Here is a 21,561-nt window from a genome sequence, read left to right as displayed (position 1 = left end):
CAAAACGGGCGCGGCCGGCGCCACGCCCGTAAAACTTTATCGCGACTGCTTCAGTGATTGTCGCGCGGCAGGCCGGCGGTGTGGGCGACATCCTGGTATTTGACCGCGGGCTTCAGCACCATGCCTTCCGAGAACTGGTCGACCATGCCCCGCTGGATTTCCTGCCAGGGCGTCTGGTGTTTCGGATAGTGGTAGCCGCCATTGCCGGAAAGCGCGGCGCGGCGGCGGGCCAGCTCGTCCTCCGGCACCAGCATATCGGCGGTGCCTTTCCTGAGATCGATGCGCACGCGGTCACCCTTCCGCAGCAGCGCCAGGCCGCCGCCGGCGGCTGCCTCGGGCGAGGCGTTGAGGATGGACGGCGTGCCGGACGTGCCGGACTGGCGGCCGTCGCCGACGCAAGGCAGCGAATGGATGCCGCGTTTGATCAGATAGGCCGGCGGCTGCATGTTCACCACCTCCGCGCCACCCGGATAGCCGACCGGGCCGGCGCCGCGCATGAACAGGATGGTGTGCTCGTCTATCGCCTCGGCCGGATCGTCGATGCGGGCGTGATAATCCTCCGGCCCGTCGAACACCGCCGCCTTGCCCTCGAAAGCCTCGGGGTCGGCCGGGTTCGACAGATAGCGGTCGCGGAACTCCTTGGAGATCACGCTGGTCTTCATGATGGCGCTGTCGAAAAGATTGCCGCTCAGGTTGATGAAGCCGGCTTCCTTCTTCAGCGGGTCCGACACCGGCAAGATCACCTTCGTGTCGAGGTTTTCGGCCTTGCCGCAATTGTCGCCCATGGTCTTGCCGTTGACGGTCAAGGCGCCGGGATGCGGCAGCAGGCTGGCCTTCATCAGTTCGGCGACCACCGCCGGCACGCCGCCGGCATGGTGATAATCCTCGCCGAGATATTCGCCGGCCGGCTGCAGGTTCACCAGCAGCGGGATCTTGTGGCCGATCGTCTGCCAGTCATTGTTGTCGAGGCGCACGCCGAGATGGCGGGCAATCGCGTTCAGATGGATCGGCGCGTTGGTCGAGCCGCCGATGGCCGAGTTGATGACGATGGCGTTCTCGAAGGCTTCGCGCGTCATGATGTCGGACGGCTTCAAATCCTCATGCACCATGCCGACGATGCGTTTGCCGGTCTCGTAGGAAATCTGGCCGCGCTCGCGATAGGGCGCTGGAATCGCGGCGGAGCCCGGCAATTGCATGCCGAGTGCCTCGGCCAGCGAGTTCATGGTCGTCGCCGTGCCCATGGTGTTGCAATAGCCGACCGACGGCGCCGAGGATGCCACGATCTCCATGAACTCGTCATAGTCGATCTCGCCCGCCGAGAGGCGCTGGCGCGATTCCCACACGATGGTGCCGGAGCCGGTGCGCTTGCCCTTGTGCCAGCCATTCAGCATCGGCCCGACGGAGAGCGCGATCGCCGGGATGTTGACGGTGGCCGCCGCCATCAGCATGGCCGGCGTGGTCTTGTCGCAACCGATGGTCAGCACGACGCCGTCGAGCGGATAGCCGTAGAGCACCTCGACCAGCGACAGATAGGCAAGGTTGCGGTCGAGCGAAGCGGTCGGGCGCTTGCCGGTCTCCTGGATCGGGTGGCAGGGGAACTCGAAGGGAATGCCGCCGGCCGCCACGATGCCCTCGCGCACGCGCTTGGCCAGCTCGATATGGTGGCGGTTGCAGGGCGAAAGGTCCGACCCGGTCTGGGCGATGCCGATCAGCGGCTTGCCGGACTGCAGCTCTTCGCGGGTCAGGCCATAGTTCAGATAGCGCTCCAGATAGAGAGCGGTCATGCCCGGATTGCCGGGATTGTCGAACCACTCCTGCGACCGGAATCTTTTCTTATCGCTAGGCGCGCCTGCCATGGCTGTCTCCGCATTTGTCCGACAATTGGATATGTCATCGCGCGCGTCCGGGCAAGGCCACACCCCGGACTTTGGTGCGATGGACAGCATTGATGCACTCCGCTACGGCTTTGGCTAGGCCTGTTATGGACTTTGCACGCAACGGCGCGGGCCGGACCGTTTTCCCGGGAGGTTTTGATGGCTCTGGTGATCGAAGGCGAAGAACGCATCGCGGCCCCCGTCGACAAGGTCTGGGCGGCGCTGAATGATCCGGCGGTGCTCAAGGAAAGCATTCCCGGCTGCCAGAGCCTGGAGATGAAATCGCCCACCGACATGGCCGCCACCGTGGTGCTGAAGATCGGGCCGATCAAGGCGACCTTCAACGGCGAGGTGACGCTGAAGAACCTCAACCCGCCGCATTCCTATACCATCCAGGGCGAAGGCAAGGGCGGCATCGCCGGCTTCGCCAAGGGTGGCGCCGACGTGACGCTGACCGCCGACGGCGGCGACGCCACCGTGTTGAAATACGCCGCCAAGGCCGATGTCGGCGGCAAGATCGCCCAGCTCGGCAGCCGCCTGATCATGTCGACGTCCAAGAAGCTGGCCGGCGAGTTTTTCTCAACCTTCGGCAAGAAGGTGGGCGACGCCGGCTGATTTCACAGTGCCTTTGTCCAGCCATGGCCGGGGTGCAGCAGTTCGAGGCAATCCCTCAGCCAGGTACGCTCGGGCGCGGCTAGTTTCGGCAGTGCCGCCGCGAAATCCGCCTCGTCCTTGGGGCGTTGGTATTTTGCCTTGAACAACAGCACGGCGGACGGGTTGAGGTAAGGAATACCGCCAGCCGTCCGCATCACCATTTCGGAGCGCGGCCGCCGGATTTCCGTTGCCCGCTTGTAGACCCAGCCGTCATCCGTTCCAGGCTCGATCATCATGTCCACCCGCCAGCGCCCGGCGGCGCGGTCGAAGCCCCAGATTTGAAAGATCTCGGCCGCCGGTTCCCGGTCCACCGCGAGACGTTCGAGAACGCCGTCATGCACGGTGTAGAATTCCAGATCGCCCAATGCCCGCCGAAAGGCGCCGAGATCCTCGCGCAGGATCGTGAATTCCAGATCGCCGTGGTCGCGGGTCTCGGCTCCATGCCACAGATCGAGAGCCCAGCCACCGACGATGCACCACGGCCGTGCGACATCGCGCAGGCGCTGCGCCAACTCAGCGGGCTGCCACGCCACCCATCGTTCCTGATCGGGAATCTCGGCCTGTTCGTTCATCGCCAACCAACAACACCCGTCACGGACCCGCCTCTTCAAAACGTCCTGCCGGTCAATAAGCGACCGCCGCGCATGCCCGCTGGCTCACGGGGTCTTGGGCGTTTCCACCGCCGCCCTCTTACCGGCGCAGCAGCGGCTCGATGGCTTCGCGAACCAGCTTCTCGATATCGAGTTCCAGCTGCTGACGCCGGCGGACCTGCGCCCGCTTGTTCGGCTTGTATTCGCTGGGGTCGCGCTGCGCCTTGACCAGCGGCAGGGCGAACAAGGTCGGCCTGACATTCTCGCCGCTGCATTCGAGCCAGAAGCTGTCATAGTCGGCCTTGATGCGGCGACGCAGGCTGTAGTCGCCGGCAAAGACATGGCCCTTGTTGGATACGCCGAACAGGCCGCCGAGATTGAGGGCCTTGGCCAACGCCTGCGCCACCAGAAGCAGCAGCGATTTCGGCCTCAGCCCCTCCATCGCCTTGGTCAGGGCGCGCGCATCGTCCAGGCCATGCGTGCCGGCAAGAGCGGTCTTGAGCACGCCGATCCACAGAACGTCCGCGCTGCCGTCGAGCTTAAGGTTGCGCTCATTGACGATGGCAAGGCCCATCTCCATCACCGGGCGCGCGTCGACGCAAAGGACAAGGCGCCATTCCGCCTCGCGATACAATCCGCCCTGGCCGGCGAGGTCCACCGAGACTTCGCCAGCGTCGGTCGGCAGCGTCAGAAGCCGCACGCCATCGATGTGGCTTTCGACGAAGGCCTCGTTGGTCAAAAGGCGCGCCGCCGCCTGATAGTGATCGATCACCGCCGGCGCCCGGTTCTGCCACTTCAGGCCGTACAGCAGATAAGGCCGGACGGGCTTGTCCAGGATACCCGGATAGCGGTCGAGGATCGCGGCGAACGGTTCTGCACCGAAGACATCGCTCAGCTTGGCGATCTCGCGGCGGTATATCCACCTGAGCGCCGCCCATTTCGTCGTAGCCCACCAATGATCCAGCTTGCGCCGCAGCGCGGAGCGCGGCGGACGCGGTTTCGGGATCTTGATCGGTTCGGGCGGCAAACTGTCAACGTTGGCAGTCGGCGACTGCATCGCATTCCTCGCAGGAGACTGCCTTGGGTTGCGGCTTCCTACTGCCGACAAGGCAGCACGGCAAGCCATACGGGCCGGGCAAACCGCTTGCCGGACCGGCTTTTTAGCCGCCACGACCGCCATCGTGGCCATAGCCGTGACGGAACCGGGCCCGAGCGCCCGCCGCAGCGATGACGCCGCCGCCATCGCCGCCCGCCCGGCCACGATGCCGTTCAGCCTGTTGCCAAGGCGAGGTTCCTTACCGTCTTCGCGCAAACTTAGCATAGGCTAACTCACTGTAATAATTGATTTTTTCAAGATCACGCGATTGACATGTCGGGCAGGCCGCCTTATTTCAAAGTCATCGGGGAGTAGCCACCGGAAACGGGGGCGCATCAACATACTCGCGTCAATGCGTGGTGCGTCCGGCGGGCATGACCGTTTGGCAAGACCGTGGCGAAAACCGTCATCAGGACATGACGGCACCATTCGTCTGGCAACGTCCCTGTTCCGGAATTTTCCAATGTCGCCCATCGCCATTGGCGTGCTGGCCGTCAGCATGTCGCTCGATGCCTTGATTGCGGCCATCGGCCGCGGCGCCACCACCAGGCACCCTTCGCTGTCGGAAGCCGTCAAGACCGGCCTCGTCTTCGGCGTCATCGAAATGCTGACGCCTTTGATCGGCTGGGCACTCGGAATCGCCGCCAGCCAGTGGATCCAGAGCGTCGACCACTGGGTCGCCTTCGCGCTGCTGGCCGGCGTCGGCGGCAGGATGATCCTGCAGGCGTTGTGGCCTCAGGCAGAGCCTTCCGACGTGCCGACCGCACGTCCGACGCTCGGCCTTCTGGCCACGGCGGTCGGCACCAGCATCGACGCCATGGCCGTCGGCGTTTCGCTGGCCTTTCTCGATGTGAACATTTTTGTCGTGGCGGCGGCGATCGGCTTTGCCACCATGGTCATGACCATCACCGGCGTTCTGGCCGGCAAATATCTCGGCGCGCGTTTTGGCCGCTATGCCGAGATCGTCGGCGGCATCGCGCTGATCGGCCTTGGCGGCAAGATCCTCATCGATCATCTCGGCGCCGGCTGAGCAAGCAGCTTCCGCCCCATCGTCTCCCGAACTGAGGCCTGCCCCCTCAGTTAAAGCGGCATCTCGAAACACTTAGGATTTGACCTAAGTATCTTTTCGATCTATGACAGCGCCCGTGCACAGAATGGCTGTGCTCTATCGACAAGGAGCCATCGTGACACCACGGGCAGGCCTGCAGCACTCCCCTCCGCCGACGAACGCCGCGGTCGTCGACCGCGTCTTTCGCGCCCTGTCCGACCCGACACGGCGCAATGTGCTGGAACGGCTGTCGCTGCGCCCCGCCTCGGCCAGCGAGCTCGCCGCCCCCTACGACATGGCGCTGCCCTCCTTCGTCGAACACCTGAAGGTGCTGGAGGGAAGCGGCCTGGTGCGCTCGCACAAGGCCGGCCGCGTCAGGACCTACGAACTGGCCGCGGAACAACTCAAGCTTGCCGAGGACTGGCTCGGACGTCAGCGCAACATCTGGGAACGCCGCCTCGACCAGCTCGACAGCTATCTGCTCAAACTCAAGGAAGAGGAAGCCAAATGACCTTGCCCAAAATCACCACCAATCCCAAGCTCGACCTCGTGCTCGAACGCGAACTCGACGTGCCGGTCGAACTCGTCTGGCGCGCCTGGACCACCGCCGAGCACCTGCGCCACTGGTTCGTGCCGAAACCGTGGACGATCACCGCCTGCGACCTCGACGTGCGCCCGGGCGGCGCCATGAACTTCACCATGCGCTCGCCGGAAGGCCAGGAATATCCCAACACCGGCTGTTATCTCGAAGTGAAGCCGTTCGAGCGCCTGGTCACCACCGACACGCTGCTCGGCGGCTACCGGCCGTCGCCCAATCCCTTCTTCACCGCCGTCCTCGACTTCGCGCCGAAGGGAAGCGGCACGCAATACCGGGCCATCGCGATCCATGGCGAGGAGGCGAGCCGCCAGAAACACGAGGAGATGGGCTTCCACGACGGCTGGGGCACGGTGGTGGGCCAGATGGTGGAATACATCAAGGCCGGCCGCCTGCAGGGCTGACGCCCACGCCGCTTTTCAGCGCCGCCGCACCCCAAGCGGCGGCGTTTTTGCGCGCAGCTACAGGCCCGGTCACGACAAATCCCGGATGCTCATCGCTCCCCGACTGACCGGCGGCGATGATCGAATTTATTTGGAACGGCAGGGTCGAAATACGGCATTTGCCGTATTTTTCCGGAAGCGGCGCAGCGATAGGTTTCGCGCGCCCGCGCCGTGAATTTCCGCTTTCTTTCAATGTCCTGCGCCTCGGAAGCGCCGCCGCGTCGGGCACGGGGGAATTCTGGAAGATGCGCCGCACCGTCACCCGCCTTGCCGCCCTCTTGGTCTCGACGGCCCTGCCGACCATGGCCTTCGCGCAGAGCATCGGCGATCCGGCGAGCTGGCGCACGCCGGAATTCATGGCGCAGTGGGGGCTTTACTGGATCAACGCCGAATTCGCCTATGCCCGTGGCTTTGACGGCAGCGGCGTCAAGGTCGGCGTCGTCGATAGCGGCCTCGACATCCATCACCCGGAATTTGCCGGACGCTATGTTCCGGGCTTTACCTACAACCCGGACAGGCCCTGGAATGTCGACACGATTGGACATGGAACCATGGTGTCGTCGATCATCGCCGCCAATCGCGACGGCGTCGGCATGCACGGCGTGGCGCCCGGCGCGACGATCGTCATGGCCAATGCCTTCTCGGGCGGCTATGGTATCAGTAGCGTGGCTTCGCTCTACGGGATCCGTGCCTTCGTCAATCAAGGCGTGCGGATCATCAACAACAGCTACGGCTTGCCCTACCCGATCAATGACGGCCAGTGGGGCGATTCCTGGGAGTTCCCTGTATTGGGCGGGGCTTCGTCTCTCGATGTCTATCGCGAGGCGATCAAGGCCGGCGCCCTGATGGTCTGGGCAACGGGCAACGACTCCTCGCACCAGCCGGCAGGTCAATCCGGCCTTCCTTATCTCTATCCTGAGCTGGAGTCCGGCTGGCTCGCCGTCACCGCCATCGGCCCCGGCTACCGGGCCACCTGGGCGAACCAGTGCGGCGTGGCCATGAACTGGTGCCTGGCGGCGCCGGGCGGCAGCGACTGGCGCTGGAATCCACAGACCGGCGCATGGGAATGGCCCGACAGCCGGGATATCAACGTCGCAATCCCCGGCGGAGGCTATTCCTGGGTTTACGGCACTTCACTTGCCGCCCCGCATGTCGCGGGTGCCGCAGCCCTGGTGGCACAGGCGTTTCCCTATATGACCATGGATCAGGTGCGGCAGGTTCTGCTCGGCACCGCATGGGATATCGGCGCCCCCGGCGTCGACCCCGTCTTCGGCTATGGCCTGCTCGATGTCGGCATGGCGGTGCGCGGGCCCGGCAAGTTCGACTGGGGCGATTTCGTCGCCAATGTGCCCTTGGGCCGGAGCACCTGGGAAAACGACATCACCGGCAATGGCGGGCTTGTCAAAGCCGGTGACGGCGCGCTCATTTTGACCGGCAACAGCACCTATCTCGGCGACACCCGCATCGCCCAGGGCGTTCTCGCCGTCGACGGCAGCATCCGGTCGAACACCTTCGTCGAAGCCGGAGGCATGCTCTCCGGCGGCGGCACCGTCCATGGCGATGTGCGAAACGACGGCGCCGTCTATGGCGGTTTCGGCAGCCAGGGCGGCACGCTCACCATCGACGGCAACTACACCCAGTCCGCCGACGCGGGCCTGATGGTCATAGTCGGCGCGCCGAAGGGCACCAGCCGCGTCGACGTGACCGGCAGCGCGACCGTCAGCGGCTGGGTCGACGCGCTGGTGCCGGTCGGCGCCTGGCGCGGCGACGCACGCTACACCGTGCTGACGGCCGCCGGCGGCATCACCGGCCGTTTCGATAGCGATTGCGGCTGCTACGCCTTCCTCGACCTCGCTCTCTCCTACGACCCGAACACCGTCTATCTCGACGTGACCCGTAACACGGTCGCCTTCGCCGATATTGCCGCTACGCGTAACGGCGCGGCGGCAGCCGCGGCGATCGAAGGCCTCGGCATCGGCAAGCCGTTCTACGATCTCGCCGTCACGCTGAACGGCACCGACGCGGCCGACCTGTTCGCCCAACTGCCCGGCGAGGTTTATGGCTCGACCGTCAGCGGGCTGATCGAGAACAGCCAGCTGGTCGGCAGCCAGATGAACGACCGCCTGCGTTCGGCCTTCGAGACGGTGGGCGCCGCGCCGCTGCCCGTCATGGCCTATGGCGACGACGCGAGGGACATCACGACCGCCTCGATCCGCACCACTGAGCGTTACGGCGCCTGGGGTTCTGCTTTCGGCTCGTGGGGCTCGACCGACAGCGACGGCAATGCCGCAAAGCTGTCGCGCTCGACCGGCGGCTTCGTCACCGGCATCGACGGCCTTGTCACCGACGACTGGCGGCTGGGTTTCCTTGCCGGCTACAGCCATTCTTCGTTCAAGGTGGATGAGAGCAAGTCTTCCGCCGCCAGCGACAATTATCACCTCGGCCTCTATGGCGGCACTGAGTGGGGCGCCCTGGCGTTCCGCTCCGGCCTCGCCTACACTTGGAGCAAGATCGACAGCAACCGCCGGTTCGCTTTCCAGAACGTTGCCGACGGCCTTTCCTCCAGCTATCGCGCCGGCACCACGCAGGTGTTCGGCGAATTCGGCTACGGCATGAAGGCAGGCGCTGTTGCCTTCGAGCCTTTCGCCAATCTGGCTTATGTGAACACCCGCACCAACGGTTTCACCGAGAAAGGCGGCGTCACGGCGCTGACCGTTTACGGCGGCTCCAACGACATCACCTTCACGACGCTTGGCCTGCGCGCCTCGACCGATTTCGATCTCGGTACGATCAAGGCCACCGCGCGCGGCATGATCGGCTGGCGCCATGCCTTCGGCGATGTCGCGCCGACCGTCACCCAGGCCTTTACTGGCAGCAATGCCTTCACCGTCGCCGGTGCGCCGATCGCACGCGACAGCGCCGCACTCGAAGCCGGGCTCGATTTCGCCGTTGCGCCCACCGCCACGCTCGGCATCTCCTACCAGGGCCAGCTCGCCTCCAACGCCCGCGACCATGGCGTCAGGGCCGATTTGAACGTGAAGTTCTAACGGCGAACAGACGAGAAGCCCGCTCCGGTAGGCCGGCGCGGGCATCCTCCACCATCCTGAAACGCGCCGGCGAAACCGCGCCGATGTGCATCTGTCCCGCCTGTACGGCCAACCTTGTTCGTTTCCAGCATGGATCGTTCGCTGTCGCCCAAGACGATGCCCGCCCGCCCGGCGTAGAGCATCGGCCGGCGGTGCAGAGGCTTGGCCTCGAGGGTGCGCCGCCACAAATGGCGCGTGTTGTCTTTTGGGGGACGGACTTTGAAACACAAAACTGTCCAGGGCGCACGCGTCCCGGTGCGGGTGGCCACCCGGCCAGCAGGTTATGGACGAAGGTGGCCGGCCGCCGCTTTCGTCCCGGTCCTGCTGGCAGGCGGCGTGGTGGCTGCCTGCACCTCCACCCCCTCGACCTTCGAGGGGCCGCAATATTCCGACGAGACACGGCAGATGGAGAAGGAGCTTGCCGCCGAGGCCACCGCACTCGGCGTGGCGCAGGGCGCGGCCGGCATCGCCGCCTCCTTCGACCGCACCGGCATCGGCAGCCTCGTCGCCAGCGGCGTGGGAATGGCGGCGCGCAATGCCATGATGGTGCGGGCCGAAAAGCGGATGCAGGCTCAGGTGGAAAAGGACAATCAGGAGTTCTACCGGCGCCACGGCATCGCCGAGGTGGCGGAAGCGGAAGAATTGCCGCCGAAAGGCCGCAAACCAAAGAGCGGCAAGGCGCCATGAGCCGGATCATGCGCCAGCTGCTCCTCGCGCTGGCCGCGGTCCGCCCCGGCGCGGCCAGCGCGAAACCCGTCGCGCCGTCGGACAAGAGGGCAAGGCCCCCGATTTGCCAGTCGTTTTCACTTCCGCCGTGGCCATAGCCCGCCGGTTCGCCGTGGCCGGCAAAGATTCGCGGACGACGACCCGAGCCCGCACACCGGACCGGATCGCCGCCATCAAGCCGGTCAGTTCTTCAGCGTTCGCTGCAATGCCGCCGAGATGAGCCGCGTCAGCTCGGCATGAATGTCTGCGCGCGGCCGTATGCCGGCATCCGCGCAGATGGGATCGATCTCGCCGAGCGATTTCAGCAGCTGCGCCCCGCCTTCCTTGCATTCGGGCAAGAAGGCGAAATGGTTGGCGTCGGCAACCGTCGCATAGGTGCCTTGCGGAGTGAGCGAAGCCAGTTTTTCGGCCGCGACCGCGAGCGGAATGGTGGCCGGGTCACCGAGATTGATGAAGTTCATCGGGATCGTAATGTCCTTCAGGCTCTGCGCGTCATAGGCCTGCGCCAGCCCCGGATCGACCAGAACCGCCGACTTGACGCGGCGATCGAGATTCGACTGTTCGAACAGCGCCTTGTCGACCGAGCGCAGGTTGACCTTGTCGACCTTGACCTGTTCGTCGTTCACATAGCCGACGCCGCCGGCATACCAGGCGCAGTCCCATTTCCTGTAGCTGTCGCAATAGCTGGCATAGGCCTCCAGTCTGGCCCGGGCTCCGGCAATCTCCATGGCGGCGGCGCCGCCCAGCGAAAAGCCGACGACACCGACCTTGTCGGCGTCGACGAGGTCGCGCCACTGCGAGTCCGCTGTCAGCTTGTCGATCACGGCAGAGAGATCGCGGGTGCGCTGCCACAGTTTCGGCGTGTCGGCCGGGGTGGAAAAACCGCTGGTGGTGCCCGGATGGTTCGGCCCGGCGACGACGAAACCCGCCTTGGCCAGTTCCGTCGCCAGCCAGGCCATGCCGTCGGCGCGGCTGCCGGAGCCGTGCGACAACAGCACCAGCGGAAAGCGCCCCTTCGCCGGCGGTGCGTCGAGCGAGGCCGGCTCGCCCTTGAACACCTTGCTGTCGCCGACCATCACCGGCTCGCCGCCGGGGCCGGCGGGGTACCACACCGTCACCTGGAGGTCGCGGCCGTGTTCGGTGGCGGGAATGGTGAGCCTGCGCACGCCGACATCGGCCGCCAGGCAAGGCGTGGCCAAGGCAAGGCCGAAAACGACGGCGCAAAGAGTTCTGAAACCGGGCATGATGATCTCCTGAGATTGGACGAGGATGGAAAGGACGGGGTAGTCATCGCCGATCCCTTGCCTTTCACGCTTCCTCGATCGCGATTCAGGTCGTCCTTGATCGCAATCTGGGCCATCATCGGCTTAACCCACCAACGCTCCGCAGACCCCGTGATCTTCGTTCCGCTCCCCTTCGTCGTCGCCCTGCTGCTGCTGATCCTGCTTGTCGTGTTGCTGCGCAATGCGGAGCAGACAAAAGGCAATCGGCCCTTCCTGGCGCTGATCGCGCTCTGCGTCATGCAGTCGATCATCCTCGGGCTGCGCTGGGGTTATGGGATGGCGGAACTGCGCTTCGTGCTGCCCATTATCGCGGCCTGCGTGCCGCCGCTGGTGCTGGCGAGCTTCCGCAGCCTGATCGACCGCGACGAAGCCAGGGACGATGCCGTCTGGTTGCAGGCACTGCCGCCCGTCATCATGACCGTGCTGCTGTTCGTGGCGCCCGGGCTGATCGACGTCGCGCTGATGAGCCTGTTCGTCGGCTATGCCGTGGCCCTGTTGCGGCTCGGCCGGACCGGACCCGACGCGCTGGACGGGGCGCGTTTCGACGGCGCCGTCGCCGCGCACCGGGCGATGATCATCGCAGCGTTCTCGCTGTGCCTGTCGGCCTCGTTCGACCTGCTGGTGGTGCTGGATGTCGAATGGCGCAACGGCGCGGGCATCGCCTTCCTCGTCGGCAACGCCAACCTGCTCGGCCTGCTTTTGATCGGCCTGACGGCGCTTGTCGCCGCCCGCGCGCGGGCGCTGCCCGAACCGCTCGCGCAGGCCGAACAAGCGACATCGACGGCGGCGCAGGACCGCGACGTCATCGACCGGGTCGACCGCCTGCTCAACGAGCACAGGCTGTTCCTCGACGAGAACCTGACGCTGTCGCGGCTGGCCCGGCGCGCGGGCGTGCCGGCCAGGCAGATATCGGGCGCCATCAACCGGCTGGCCGGCAAGAACGTCTCGCAATACATCAACGAATTCCGGATCGCCGAGGCCTGCCGGCTGCTGCGGCAGACCGACGGGTCGGTCACCGCCGCCATGCTGGAATCCGGCTTCCAGACCAAGTCGAACTTCAACCGCGAGTTCCGGCGGGTGACGACGTTGAGCCCGGCGACCTGGCGCGACCAGAACCGGGCGACCTAAAGCGCCGCGCGTCCGAACAGACGCGCGCAAGATACTCCAGCATCCTGAAGCGGCGCGTCGGCCCGAACATCGAAACCGATGTCCGGGCCCGGTGCGCCGGCGGCCGGTCCCGGGAGGATGCGGCGCCCTCAGCCGCCCCTGGCGCTCTGTTCGCGGAACGCCGCCTCGCCCGCATCCGACACCTCGACCCATTTCAGGTCGGGCTCGGCGCCGGCGACGTAGCTGTCGTTCCAGTTCCACCATTTATAGGTCGGGGTCTGCGGATAGCCGGCGGGCGAATCCTCCCACGCCTCCTGCCGGCCGAGCGGCGTGATGTCGAGATAGTTCCAGGTGCCGCCCATCTGCTCGTCGCCGCGATTGTTGAGGAAATAGGTGCGGAAGACCTGGTCGCCGTCGCGGAAGAACACATTGGTGCCGTGCCATTCGTCGACCCCGAAATCGAAGTCGAAGCCGTCGGTGATGGTAACCCACGGTATGTTCCAGCCCATGCGTTGCTTCAGCGTCTCGATATGGCCCTGCGGCGCGCGCGAGGCGAAGACCAGCGTGGTGTCGCGGGCGTTGAGATGGGAAACATGCGCGACCTGGTCGGCCACCATCGAGCAACCCCGGCAGGCATGTTCGGGCCAGCCATAGACACCCGGCTCGTAGAAGGCGCGGTAGACGATCAGCTGGTGACGGCCCTCGAACAGGTCGAGCAGCGAGACCTTGCCGTTCGGCCCTTCGAAGGCATAGCTTTTATAGACCGGCATCCACGGCATGCGCCGGCGTTCGGCCGCCAGCGCGTCGCGGGCGCGGCTCTGCACCTTTTCCTTCACCAGCAACTCCCGGCGGGCCGCTTCCCAGGCCTCGGCCGTCACCACCGCCGGCCTGTGCATGGCGGCTTGGCCGTTTTCCGCCTGTTTTCCAGTTGATGTAACCATGACTTCGATACCTCCGGTTTGGCGAAGGCGCGCCCCGTTGCCGGGACACTGCATTCGCTGCTCATCGCTCGTTGTCGATGGAGCCAGTCTGTCACCGGCTGCCGGAAGGTGGGAGTAACAAGTGTGGCGCTATTCCGTGGCTGGTCGCGGCCGGTGGAGCGGTCCCCCCAAGCCTGCGGAAGCTCAGCGACCGCTTCTGGCGACCATGGCGAGGATCGTCTCGAACAGCTCGTCCTTGGCCTGCCGCGCGGTGATCTCGCCGGTCGCGGCAGCGCCCGAAAGCGCGTTGGCGGCGCCGAGCATGGCCCAGAAGGCGGCCTGTTCGATGCCGCGCGGCCCGGTGAAAGTCGCCAGCGCCTTGCGGCACTTGGCGATGAAGGCGAGCTGGTAGTCGCGCTTGACGGTTTCCAGCTCGGGCGAACCGGCGAGCGCGGCCAGCACGCCGGGCATCTCGCGCCCCTGCGCCAGCACGCAGTCGACATAGCTCGTCGCGATCACGCCGGCCGTCGCTTCCAGCGTCGGCTCGCAGGCGGCGAGCGCGGCGTCGATGATCGCCGTCTGGCGGGCGTCGAAATCCTTGTAGAGCGCGATCAGCAGGCCGTTGCGGGTGCCGAAATGGTCGTAGACGACCGGCTTGGCGACCTCGGCCGCCTCCGACAGCCTCGGCAGCGTCAGCGCGTCCGTGCCCTCTTCCCGCGCCAGCCGCCACGACACCTCCAGAAGCTGGCTGAGCCGCGCCTCGCGGCTGAGGCGAAGGCGCTTCGGGCTTTCATTGCGGCTTTCCGGCATGCTTGACATCACTATATACCAAAAGTAAGTTACCTGAAGTATATAGAACGCACCCTTCCATCGCAACCACCGTCGGCCACGCCCCGCCGGCGATCGCAGCGGCATGCCATGCGTGTCGCGCAGAGAGGACTTTGCCCGATGACCGACACCGCCATTGCCGATGCACCCGACCGCAGCGCATGGCTCGGCCTGATGGCGGTGCTGCCATTGGTGCTGATCGTGGCCATGGACGGCTCGATCCTTTATCTCGCCATGCCGCGCGTCACCGCGGCGCTGCTGCCCAGCGCCGACCAGGCGCTGTGGATCCTCGACATCTATGGCTTCATCGTCGGCTCGCTGCTCATCACCTTCGGCAATATCGGCGACCGCTACGGCCGGCTGAAGCTGATCATGGTCGGCGCAACGGTGTTCGGAGCCGGGTCGCTTGGCGCCGCCTATGCGCAGAGCGCCGAAAGCCTGATCGCCTTCCGCGCGCTCATGGGTCTCGGCGGCACGACGCTCTTGCCCTCGGGCCTTGCCATCGTCAGCGCGCTGTTTCCCGATGCCAGGCAGCGCGCCCGCGCCATCGGCATCTTCGCCGCCACCTTCGCGGCCGGCTTCGCCGTCGGCCCCATTCTCGGCGGCATGCTGTTGCGCGATTTCGAGTGGGGCTCAGTCTTCCTGATCAATGTTCCGGTCGTTCTCGCCTTCCTGATCGCGGCGCCGCTGCTTCTGCGCGAGGTGCGGGCGACCAGCCATGGCCGCATCGACGGCTTGAGCCTGCTGTTCTCCTTCGCCGGCATCTTGTTGTTCACCTATGCGGTCAAGGCAGCCGCCACCCATGGCCTCGGCGCGGTCCCGGCCGCCGCCGGCATCACCGGCATCCTGGCGCTGGCGATGTTCCTGCGCAGGCAGATGAGGATCGATTATCCGCTTCTTGATCTTAGCCTGTTCAGCGACCGCATCTTCTCCATCGCCATCCTGACCGGGCTGCTCTCGCTGGTCGTCTGGTCGGCGGCGGCGTATCTGTCGGGCATCTATCTGCAATCGGTGCTTGGCTTCGACGTTTTTTCCGCCGCGCTGCTGACCTTGCCGGGCGCCATCGTCTTGACGGCGACCTGCGTCGGCACGGCCGGCATTGTCGAACGCATCGGCCGCAAGCCCGCGCTGGTGGCGACACACCTGCTGATCGGCGCCGGTGTGCTCATCCTCATGTTCACCACCGTGGACGCGGGCGTCGCCGTCTTCATCGCCTCGACGGTGATCGCCGGCATCGGCTATGGCCTCTCCTTCAGCCTCGTGGCGGAGATCGCCATCTCGGCGGTTCCGGCCGAGCGCGCGGGAGCGGCCGGCTCGATCGCCGAAACCAGCAATGAGCTCGGCAACGCGCTCGGCATTTCGCTGCTGGGTTCGCTGGCGGCGCTCTCCTTCCGCCTGCTTGGCCCCGACGTGGCGGGTACGCTGGATGAGACGCTCGCGCAGCCGGAACTGACCGCCGACACAGTCTTTCACGCCAAGACGGCCTTCCTCACCGGCCTGCATGTGGCGGTCGGCGTCGGCGGCTTGCTCATGCTCGCGCTCGGCATTGTCGCCTGGCTCTGGCTGCCGAAGAAGCTGCCGCAATGAGGGCGCCGGGGCGCGGCAGAGCCTAGGCGATGCCGAGAATTTCCTCATGCGCCCCGCTGGCGCCCCAGCGAATGATCTCGGCCAGGATCGGCACCAGCGCCCGACCACGCCCGGTCAGGCTGTACTCGACCTTGCGCGGCACCACCGGATAGGCCTTGCGGTCGACCAGCCTGCGCTCCTCCAGCTGCCTCAGTTCGCGGCTCAGGATGCGCGGCGTGATCGGCCCGCCAAGGCCGCCATGCAGCAAGGAGCGGCCGATCTGCCCGTAGCGATGCGGCCCGTCAAAGAGAACGCACAATATGTGCAGCTTGTAGCGGCCGCCGAGGATCTGGTTGAAGGCGATGGCCGGGCACAGCCTGATATGGCTCATGTCCAGCCCGGTCAGGGTCGAAAAGGCCGGCCCCGTCGCTGTCGCCGGCTCGCCAATGTTTTTCTCCATGCTACCCTTTTTGTCCGTATTTACAGAAACGTACTACGGCAAATACACCGGTCTGGCGACGCATGAACAGCCTGTCCAAGGCGCCGGCCCGGAGGAAATGAATGAGCATCGAACTGACCGTACTGGCCTGGGCCTCCTTGTTCGGCATCGTCCAGATCTTCGTCGCCTCGCAATTGGCGACCAGGCACTACGGCGTGAAATGGGGGCTGTCGTCGCGGGAGGCGGCAATGCCGCGACCGGCGCCATTCGTCGGCAGGGTGATGCGCGCGCAGGCGAATTTTCTCGAAACCTTCCCGATCGCCGCGGCCGCGATCCTGATCGTCGAGTTCGCCGGACTGGGCAGCCGCTGGACCGAGCTAGGTGCAATCGTCTGGCTCGCCGCGCGCGCCGCCTATCTGCCGGTCTACGCCATCGGCATCACCGTGTGGCGCACGCTTTTGTTCGCCGTGAGCATCGCCGGCATCGGCATGGTGTTGTGGCCGGCGCTGGTGTGAGCGGAAGCCGGCCGGTTTCAGGCCCGGCCAACCTCATGCGGCCAGCCAACCGCGCCGCCTTTACCCGCGCAGGCCGGGGGCTTCCTGTCCGGTGCGCTCGACATATTCGGTGTAGCCGCCGCCATAGGCGTGCATGCCGTCGGTCGTCAGCTCCAGCACGCGGTTGGACAGAGCCGCCAGGAAATGGCGGTCGTGGCTGACGAACAGCATCGCGCCTTCATAACGCGACAGTGCCTCGATCAGCATCTGCTTGGTGGCGATGTCGAGGTGGTTGGTCGGCTCGTCGAGCACCAGGAAATTCGGCGGATCGAACAGCATCTTGGCCATCACCAGCCGTGCCTTCTCGCCGCCGGAAAGCACGCGGCACTTCTTCTCGACCTCGTCGCCGGTGAAACCGAAACAGCCAGCCAGCGCGCGCAGCGGCGCCTGGCCTGCCTGCGGGAACGAATCCTCAAGCGTTTCCAGCACGGTGCGCTCGCCGTCGAGCAGCTCCATCGCGTGCTGGGCGAAATAGCCCATCTTGACCGAGGGGCCGCGCGAGACGCTGCCGTCGTCGGGCTCGGAAGCGCCGGCCACCAGCTTCAGCAGCGTCGACTTGCCGGCGCCGTTGACGCCCATGACGCACCAGCGCTCGCGCCGGCGCACCTGGAAATCCAGCCCGTCATAGATGGTGCGGCTGCCATAGCTCTTGGAGACATTCTTCAACGTCGCGACATCCTCGCCCGAACGCGGCGCCGGCTGGAATTCGAAACGCACCGTCTGCTGGCGCTTGGGCGGCTCGACCTTGTCGATCTTCTCCAGCTTCTTGACCCGGCTCTGCACCTGCGCGGCGTGGCTGGCGCGTGCCTTGAACCGCTCGATGAAGGCGATTTCCTTGGCCAGCATCGCCTGCTGGCGCTCGAACTGCGCCTGCTGCTGCACCTCGGCGATGGCGCGCTGCTGGCGGTAGAATTCATAGTCGCCGGAATAGGACGTCAGCGCGCCGCCGTCGATCTCGACGATCTTGCCGACGATGCGGTTCATGAACTCGCGGTCGTGCGAGGTCATCAGGATGGCGCCGTCGAACCCCTTCAGGAAGTTCTCCAGCCAGATCAGGCTTTCGAGGTCGAGATGGTTGCTCGGTTCGTCGAGCAGCATCACGTCGGGCCGCATCAACAGGATCTTGGCCAGCGCCACGCGCATCTTCCAGCCGCCCGACAGCTTGCCGACATCGCCGTTCATCATCTCCTGGCTGAAGCCGAGACCGTCGAGCACCTCGCGGGCGCGGCCGTCCAGCGCATAGCCGTCCAGTTCGTCGAATTTGTGCTGCACCTCGCCATAACGGGCGATGATATCGTCCATATCGTCGGCGCGATCGGGATCGCCCATGGCGGCTTCCAGCTCGGCCATCTCGGCCGCCAGCGTGCTGACCGGGCCGACGCCGTCCATCACTTCGGCCACGGCGCTGCGGCCGGACATGTCGCCGACATCCTGGCTGAAATAGCCGATCCTGACGCCACGATCGGTGGAGACCTGGCCTTCGTCGGGCAGCTCCTCGCCGGTGATCATGCGGAACAGCGTGGTCTTGCCGGCGCCGTTCGGGCCGACCAGCCCGACCTTCTCGCCGCGCTGGATGGTGGCGGAGGCTTCGATGAAGACGATCTGCTTGCCGTTCTGCTTGCCGATGTTTTCGAGACGGATCATGATTTCGGGCCTGGGGAAAGGTGCGGGCTGCCGCGCCATCGAAGACGGCCGCGAAGGAGTGGGTCGTTAATCATCCCCTCCGGCCCGGCGCAAGGGCCGTGACCGGATTTGCGACCGATTATCGCGCTAGGCGACGGTCGAGTGGTCTCGCTTTCCGCAAAAGCAATCCGCGCGGATCGCGCGCCGCATCACTCCAGCGCGCGAGAAGCAGGCGCACGTTTTGCCTGGTAGCAGCTACGACCCAAAGACAATTGCCTGCCGTCCTTTGGCAGTCCCTGCCTTCAGGCGCTCCAATGCACTGGTCGCCTCGGCGAGCGTAACGCGCTGCACCTGTGCCTCGAACGGCTGTGCTTCATGCAGCTGGATCAGTTCGCGTATCTGTGCCCGTGTGCCGACGCTGGTCCCTGTTATCCACACACCGCTGGCCGTAAGCCACTCCTGGTTAAGCGGCACCGGTTGCGAAACCATCGCGGCTGCAATGATCCTGCCGCGCGGCCGGATGGCTGCAACCATGGCATCCCAGATGGCTGGCGTTGGCGCGAAGTTGATACAGACATGCGCTCGCAGGCCGGCGGGCCAGCCAGCGGCCAGGCCCGGCGACGCAAGGAGCGTGTGCCGCGCACCAAGCGAAGCAGCGATCTGCAGCTTGGCCTCGTCCGTGTCGACGGCAACGACTGTCGCCCCGAGCCGCTGGGCGATCTGGACAGCATAGAGACCCAGGCCGCCGCAGCCGAAGACGGCGCAGATTTCCCCGGCGCCCAGTCCCGCCCGTTTCACGGCGCCAAAGGCGGTCAGGCCCGCGCACATCAAAGGCGCAAGCAGTGCGGCATCGCCCTCATCCGGCATGGGCACGGCGAAACGGGCATCGGCGACGACATATTCGGCAAAAGTGCCCGCGACATCGAAACCGTGAGCCCGCTGGTGCTGGCAGAACGATTCCATGTCGGAGTGGCATTCATCGCAGTGGCCGCATGTATCGTGAAGCCACGCGACGCCGGCACGATCGCCAGGGTGCCAGTCTGCAACGCCGGCCCCCACTTCTTCCACCCTGCCGACACCCTCGTGGCCAAGAATCCGGGTCGGTTGTCCCGATGCGGGCCGCAAATGTCCCTGCCAGATATGCACATCCGTATGGCAAATGCCGCTCGCCTCCAGGCGAACAAGGATTTCTCCCGGCCCCGGTACAGGCCGAGCTACGTTCATGACACGCAGCGGTTGGCCCGCGTGCTCGAATAAGGCTGCAAGCATCGTGTTGCCCATCGTCTATTGGCCCAAGGCGCTCTTCACGGCCTGCAAGCCTGGCTGACCGTCATAGGTCGAGACACCGTCCAGCCATTTGGCGAGCTTGTCGGGGTTGCGCTTGATCATCTCGCGAGCGGCGACATCGGCGGACTTTCCCTGGCGCAGGATCATCTGCATGCCATAGTTTTCATAGTCGAGGTCGAAAGCGAGATTGGCAAACAACTTGGCCGCGTTCGGGCAGTCTGCCGAAAAGCCATGACGAGCGATTGTGCGGACAGTTGCACCGCCAAAGTTCGGTCCGAACTCGACATCGCCACCAGACAGGTAGGTCATGTTGTAATCGAGGTTCATCGGATGTGGCTCCCAGCCGAGGAACACAACCCAATTCTTGTCCGCCACGGCGTTCGAGACCTGGGTCAGCATCGCGGCTTCGCTGGACTCCACAATCTCCCAGTCGCCGAGCCCGTGTCGGTTGGCTGCCACCATGTCGAGCAGCGGCTTGTTCGAGCCAGCTTCGATCCCGTAGATCTTGCGCCCGAATTTGTCGGCGTGGGCGGCAAGATCATCGAAGCTTTTTATCCCCTGGTCCGAAACATTTTTCGGAACGGCCAGCGTGTATTTCGCGCCCTCCAAATTCACGCCCAGCACCTCGACGGAGCCCTCGTCGAAAAAGGACTTGTATTCCTCGTCCTGGACAGGCCGCCAATTGCCGAGGAAGACATCCATGTCACCCTCTTTCAGGGCGGAATAGGTCACGCCGAGGCCGAGCAGGGTCTGCGAGGCATCGTAGCCCAGACCGTTGAGGATCAATTGGGCGGTCGTGTTGGTGAGCGCGATGTCGGTCCATCCGAGATCCGCGATCCGGACTTTTTGGCATCGAGCCGCATCGGCGGCCATAGCAGACGAGGTCAACAGCCCCGAAAGCAGGGCGAAAACGATTGTTGTGCGCATTTTATGTGTTCCCATTGTTGTTCTTGTGACCGTCCGCCAGACCCTAGGGGGCGCTTATTTTATGTCAATATAAAAAATTGTATGATCGTACAAAGAATTTGCTGCTAAGGCAGGGAATGACCAATCAAGGCAAGCGCACAAAAATTGAAGACATCAGGCGCGTGGAGTTGATAGCCGCCGCGCACCGGGTGTTCCTCGAACATGGCCTGCAAGGCATGACATCGGCGCGGATATGCCGTGAAGCCGGCATGTCGCCCGGCATCCTTGCCTACTACTTCAAAGGCAAGGACGAGGTCCTGTTCGGCATGGTGCGCTATAACAACCGCCTGCTGATGGAAGACATCATAGCGCGGATGCGTGCCGCCCAGACGAGCTGGGCGAGGTTGGAGGCGATCGTGGAGGGAAACTTTCCCGCCGCGGCTTTCACCCGCACCATCGCCAACGCCTGGCTGTCGGTCTGTTCGGAAGCGGGCACGAACCCGCAATATGCGCGGCTTCAGAAACTGTTCCATCAGCGACTGCGCTCAAATCTGGCCTCGGTATTCGGGGCGACGTTCGACATGGCTCAATTGCGTGAGGCGAGTGCGATCATCGCTGCCCTGGTAGACGGATTGTGGCTGCGCAAGGCGGTGACGGACGATATCGGACGCGACGAGGCTGTTGGCCTGGTGTTTCGCGGAATTCGCTCACTGATAACGCCCGGTGAGGAGGAGCATCTGCGCCGCTCAAAGTGGCAGGCGAAACCAGCAGGAGCGAATCCGGGTGTGGCAACGCCGCCCTCGGACAAGTGAAGCCGACCGGCCCCATCGCCGTTCCAGGGATTTGGGAGCGGACGGATTGGCGTAGCACAACGTCAGCCCCATCGCTTCACCTTGTGCCGTTGACTTGCCCTCTTCCCGCCAACACCATCGCGCC

General features: G+C 65.1%; 21 protein-coding genes and 1 riboswitch. Of the genes, 10 read left to right on the top strand and 11 right to left on the bottom strand.

All coding sequences use genetic code 11. The features are described from left to right. Positions 1-50: 50 nt before the first annotated feature. Positions 51-1,856, bottom strand: coding sequence for an IlvD/Edd family dehydratase (locus AB4136_RS12150; RefSeq protein ID WP_024924139.1), 1,806 nt, complete (start codon positions 1,854-1,856; stop codon positions 51-53). 177 nt (positions 1,857-2,033) lie between these two features. Here AB4136_RS12150 and AB4136_RS12145 point away from each other — a divergent pair, with 177 nt between their 5' ends. Then, positions 2,034-2,489 carry an SRPBCC family protein gene (locus AB4136_RS12145; protein WP_024924140.1) on the top strand — a complete coding sequence of 152 codons (456 nt, stop codon included), beginning with the start codon at positions 2,034-2,036 and terminating at the stop codon, positions 2,487-2,489. Between the two features lie 2 nt (positions 2,490-2,491). Here the strand turns inward: AB4136_RS12145 and AB4136_RS12140 are convergent, their stop codons facing one another. Further along, entirely contained in the window at positions 2,492-3,100 is a 609-nt protein-coding gene (locus AB4136_RS12140; protein WP_024924141.1) for a nucleotidyltransferase domain-containing protein, read from the bottom strand. A 118-nt stretch (positions 3,101-3,218) separates the two neighbouring features. Continuing rightward, the gene (locus AB4136_RS12135; RefSeq protein ID WP_024924142.1) at positions 3,219-4,175 is read right to left on the bottom strand and encodes a DUF535 family protein; all 957 of its coding nucleotides are present in this window, start codon (positions 4,173-4,175) and stop codon (positions 3,219-3,221) included. Positions 4,176-4,508: 333 nt separating this feature from the next. Next, positions 4,509-4,598: riboswitch (yybP-ykoY riboswitch) on the top strand. 79 nt (positions 4,599-4,677) lie between these two features. Here AB4136_RS12135 and AB4136_RS12130 point away from each other — a divergent pair. From AB4136_RS12130 to AB4136_RS12120, 3 genes are all read left to right on the top strand, one after another. Further along, complete coding sequence (locus AB4136_RS12130) at positions 4,678-5,244, top strand: manganese efflux pump MntP (protein ID WP_024924143.1); 567 nt, start codon at positions 4,678-4,680, stop codon at positions 5,242-5,244. Positions 5,245-5,398: 154 nt separating this feature from the next. Next, positions 5,399-5,773, top strand: coding sequence for an ArsR/SmtB family transcription factor (locus AB4136_RS12125; RefSeq protein WP_244431243.1), 375 nt, complete (start codon positions 5,399-5,401; stop codon positions 5,771-5,773). Continuing rightward, positions 5,770-6,261 carry an SRPBCC family protein gene (locus AB4136_RS12120; protein WP_024924145.1) on the top strand — a complete coding sequence of 164 codons (492 nt, stop codon included), beginning with the start codon at positions 5,770-5,772 and terminating at the stop codon, positions 6,259-6,261. The genes AB4136_RS12125 and AB4136_RS12120 overlap by 4 nt, the downstream gene beginning before the upstream one ends. On the opposite strand, the gene AB4136_RS12115 is transcribed toward AB4136_RS12120, so the two are convergent. Next, positions 6,236-6,556, bottom strand: coding sequence for a hypothetical protein (locus tag AB4136_RS12115; protein ID WP_161773085.1), 321 nt, complete (start codon positions 6,554-6,556; stop codon positions 6,236-6,238). The two genes, AB4136_RS12120 and AB4136_RS12115, sit on opposite strands and share 26 nt — an antisense overlap. On the opposite strand from AB4136_RS12115, the gene AB4136_RS12110 reads away from it, so the two are divergent. Further along, positions 6,546-9,347: an autotransporter serine protease gene (locus AB4136_RS12110; RefSeq protein ID WP_171020909.1), complete on the top strand. Its 2,802-nt coding sequence runs from the start codon at positions 6,546-6,548 to the stop codon at positions 9,345-9,347. The two genes, AB4136_RS12115 and AB4136_RS12110, sit on opposite strands and share 11 nt — an antisense overlap. Before the next feature lie 258 nt (positions 9,348-9,605). Further along, positions 9,606-10,073, top strand: a complete 468-nt coding sequence (locus AB4136_RS12105; RefSeq protein ID WP_137900293.1) for a hypothetical protein — start codon at positions 9,606-9,608, stop codon at positions 10,071-10,073. Between the two features lie 221 nt (positions 10,074-10,294). Here AB4136_RS12105 and AB4136_RS12100 read toward each other — a convergent pair whose 3' ends face one another. Beyond that, positions 10,295-11,356 (bottom strand): alpha/beta fold hydrolase, encoded by a 1,062-nt coding sequence (locus AB4136_RS12100; protein WP_137900294.1) that lies wholly within the window; start codon positions 11,354-11,356, stop codon positions 10,295-10,297. Between the two features lie 150 nt (positions 11,357-11,506). On the opposite strand from AB4136_RS12100, the gene AB4136_RS12095 reads away from it, so the two are divergent. After that, on the top strand, positions 11,507-12,523 hold the full coding sequence (locus tag AB4136_RS12095) for a helix-turn-helix domain-containing protein (protein ID WP_137900295.1): 1,017 nt from the start codon (positions 11,507-11,509) through the stop codon (positions 12,521-12,523). Between the two features lie 128 nt (positions 12,524-12,651). On the opposite strand, the gene AB4136_RS12090 is transcribed toward AB4136_RS12095, so the two are convergent. Beyond that, complete coding sequence (locus AB4136_RS12090) at positions 12,652-13,443, bottom strand: DUF899 family protein (protein ID WP_137900296.1); 792 nt, start codon at positions 13,441-13,443, stop codon at positions 12,652-12,654. A gap of 183 nt (positions 13,444-13,626) precedes the next feature. Then, the gene (locus AB4136_RS12085) at positions 13,627-14,241 is read right to left on the bottom strand and encodes a TetR family transcriptional regulator (protein ID WP_137900297.1); all 615 of its coding nucleotides are present in this window, start codon (positions 14,239-14,241) and stop codon (positions 13,627-13,629) included. A 129-nt stretch (positions 14,242-14,370) separates the two neighbouring features. On the opposite strand from AB4136_RS12085, the gene AB4136_RS12080 reads away from it, so the two are divergent. Beyond that, positions 14,371-15,837, top strand: a complete 1,467-nt coding sequence (locus tag AB4136_RS12080; protein WP_137900298.1) for an MFS transporter — start codon at positions 14,371-14,373, stop codon at positions 15,835-15,837. Between the two features lie 22 nt (positions 15,838-15,859). On the opposite strand, the gene AB4136_RS12075 is transcribed toward AB4136_RS12080, so the two are convergent. Continuing rightward, positions 15,860-16,276 carry a winged helix-turn-helix transcriptional regulator gene (locus AB4136_RS12075; RefSeq protein WP_244431245.1) on the bottom strand — a complete coding sequence of 139 codons (417 nt, stop codon included), beginning with the start codon at positions 16,274-16,276 and terminating at the stop codon, positions 15,860-15,862. Positions 16,277-16,377: 101 nt separating this feature from the next. Between AB4136_RS12075 and AB4136_RS12070 the strand changes: the two genes are divergently transcribed. Beyond that, a complete protein-coding gene (locus AB4136_RS12070; protein ID WP_024924153.1) occupies positions 16,378-16,770 on the top strand; it encodes an MAPEG family protein in 393 nt (130 codons plus the stop codon). 60 nt (positions 16,771-16,830) lie between these two features. Here AB4136_RS12070 and AB4136_RS12065 read toward each other — a convergent pair whose 3' ends face one another. The 3 genes from AB4136_RS12065 to choX all read right to left on the bottom strand — a co-directional run bounded on the left by AB4136_RS12065 (position 16,831) and on the right by choX (position 20,646). Beyond that, complete coding sequence (locus AB4136_RS12065) at positions 16,831-18,453, bottom strand: ABC-F family ATP-binding cassette domain-containing protein (RefSeq protein WP_024924154.1); 1,623 nt, start codon at positions 18,451-18,453, stop codon at positions 16,831-16,833. 234 nt (positions 18,454-18,687) lie between these two features. Further along, positions 18,688-19,656, bottom strand: a complete 969-nt coding sequence (locus tag AB4136_RS12060; RefSeq protein ID WP_245317517.1) for an alcohol dehydrogenase catalytic domain-containing protein — start codon at positions 19,654-19,656, stop codon at positions 18,688-18,690. Positions 19,657-19,716: 60 nt separating this feature from the next. Then, a complete protein-coding gene (gene choX, locus AB4136_RS12055) occupies positions 19,717-20,646 on the bottom strand; it encodes a choline ABC transporter substrate-binding protein (protein ID WP_024924156.1) in 930 nt (309 codons plus the stop codon). A gap of 116 nt (positions 20,647-20,762) precedes the next feature. On the opposite strand from choX, the gene betI reads away from it, so the two are divergent. Next, positions 20,763-21,437: a transcriptional regulator BetI gene (gene betI / locus AB4136_RS12050; protein WP_024924157.1), complete on the top strand. Its 675-nt coding sequence runs from the start codon at positions 20,763-20,765 to the stop codon at positions 21,435-21,437. Positions 21,438-21,561: the final 124 nt, after the last annotated feature.

This window comes from Mesorhizobium sp. 2RAF21, from assembly GCF_052115345.1.
In the GTDB taxonomy this organism is placed as follows: domain Bacteria; phylum Pseudomonadota; class Alphaproteobacteria; order Rhizobiales; family Rhizobiaceae; genus Mesorhizobium; species Mesorhizobium terrae.
This window is presented reverse-complemented; position numbering and strand designations above follow the sequence as displayed.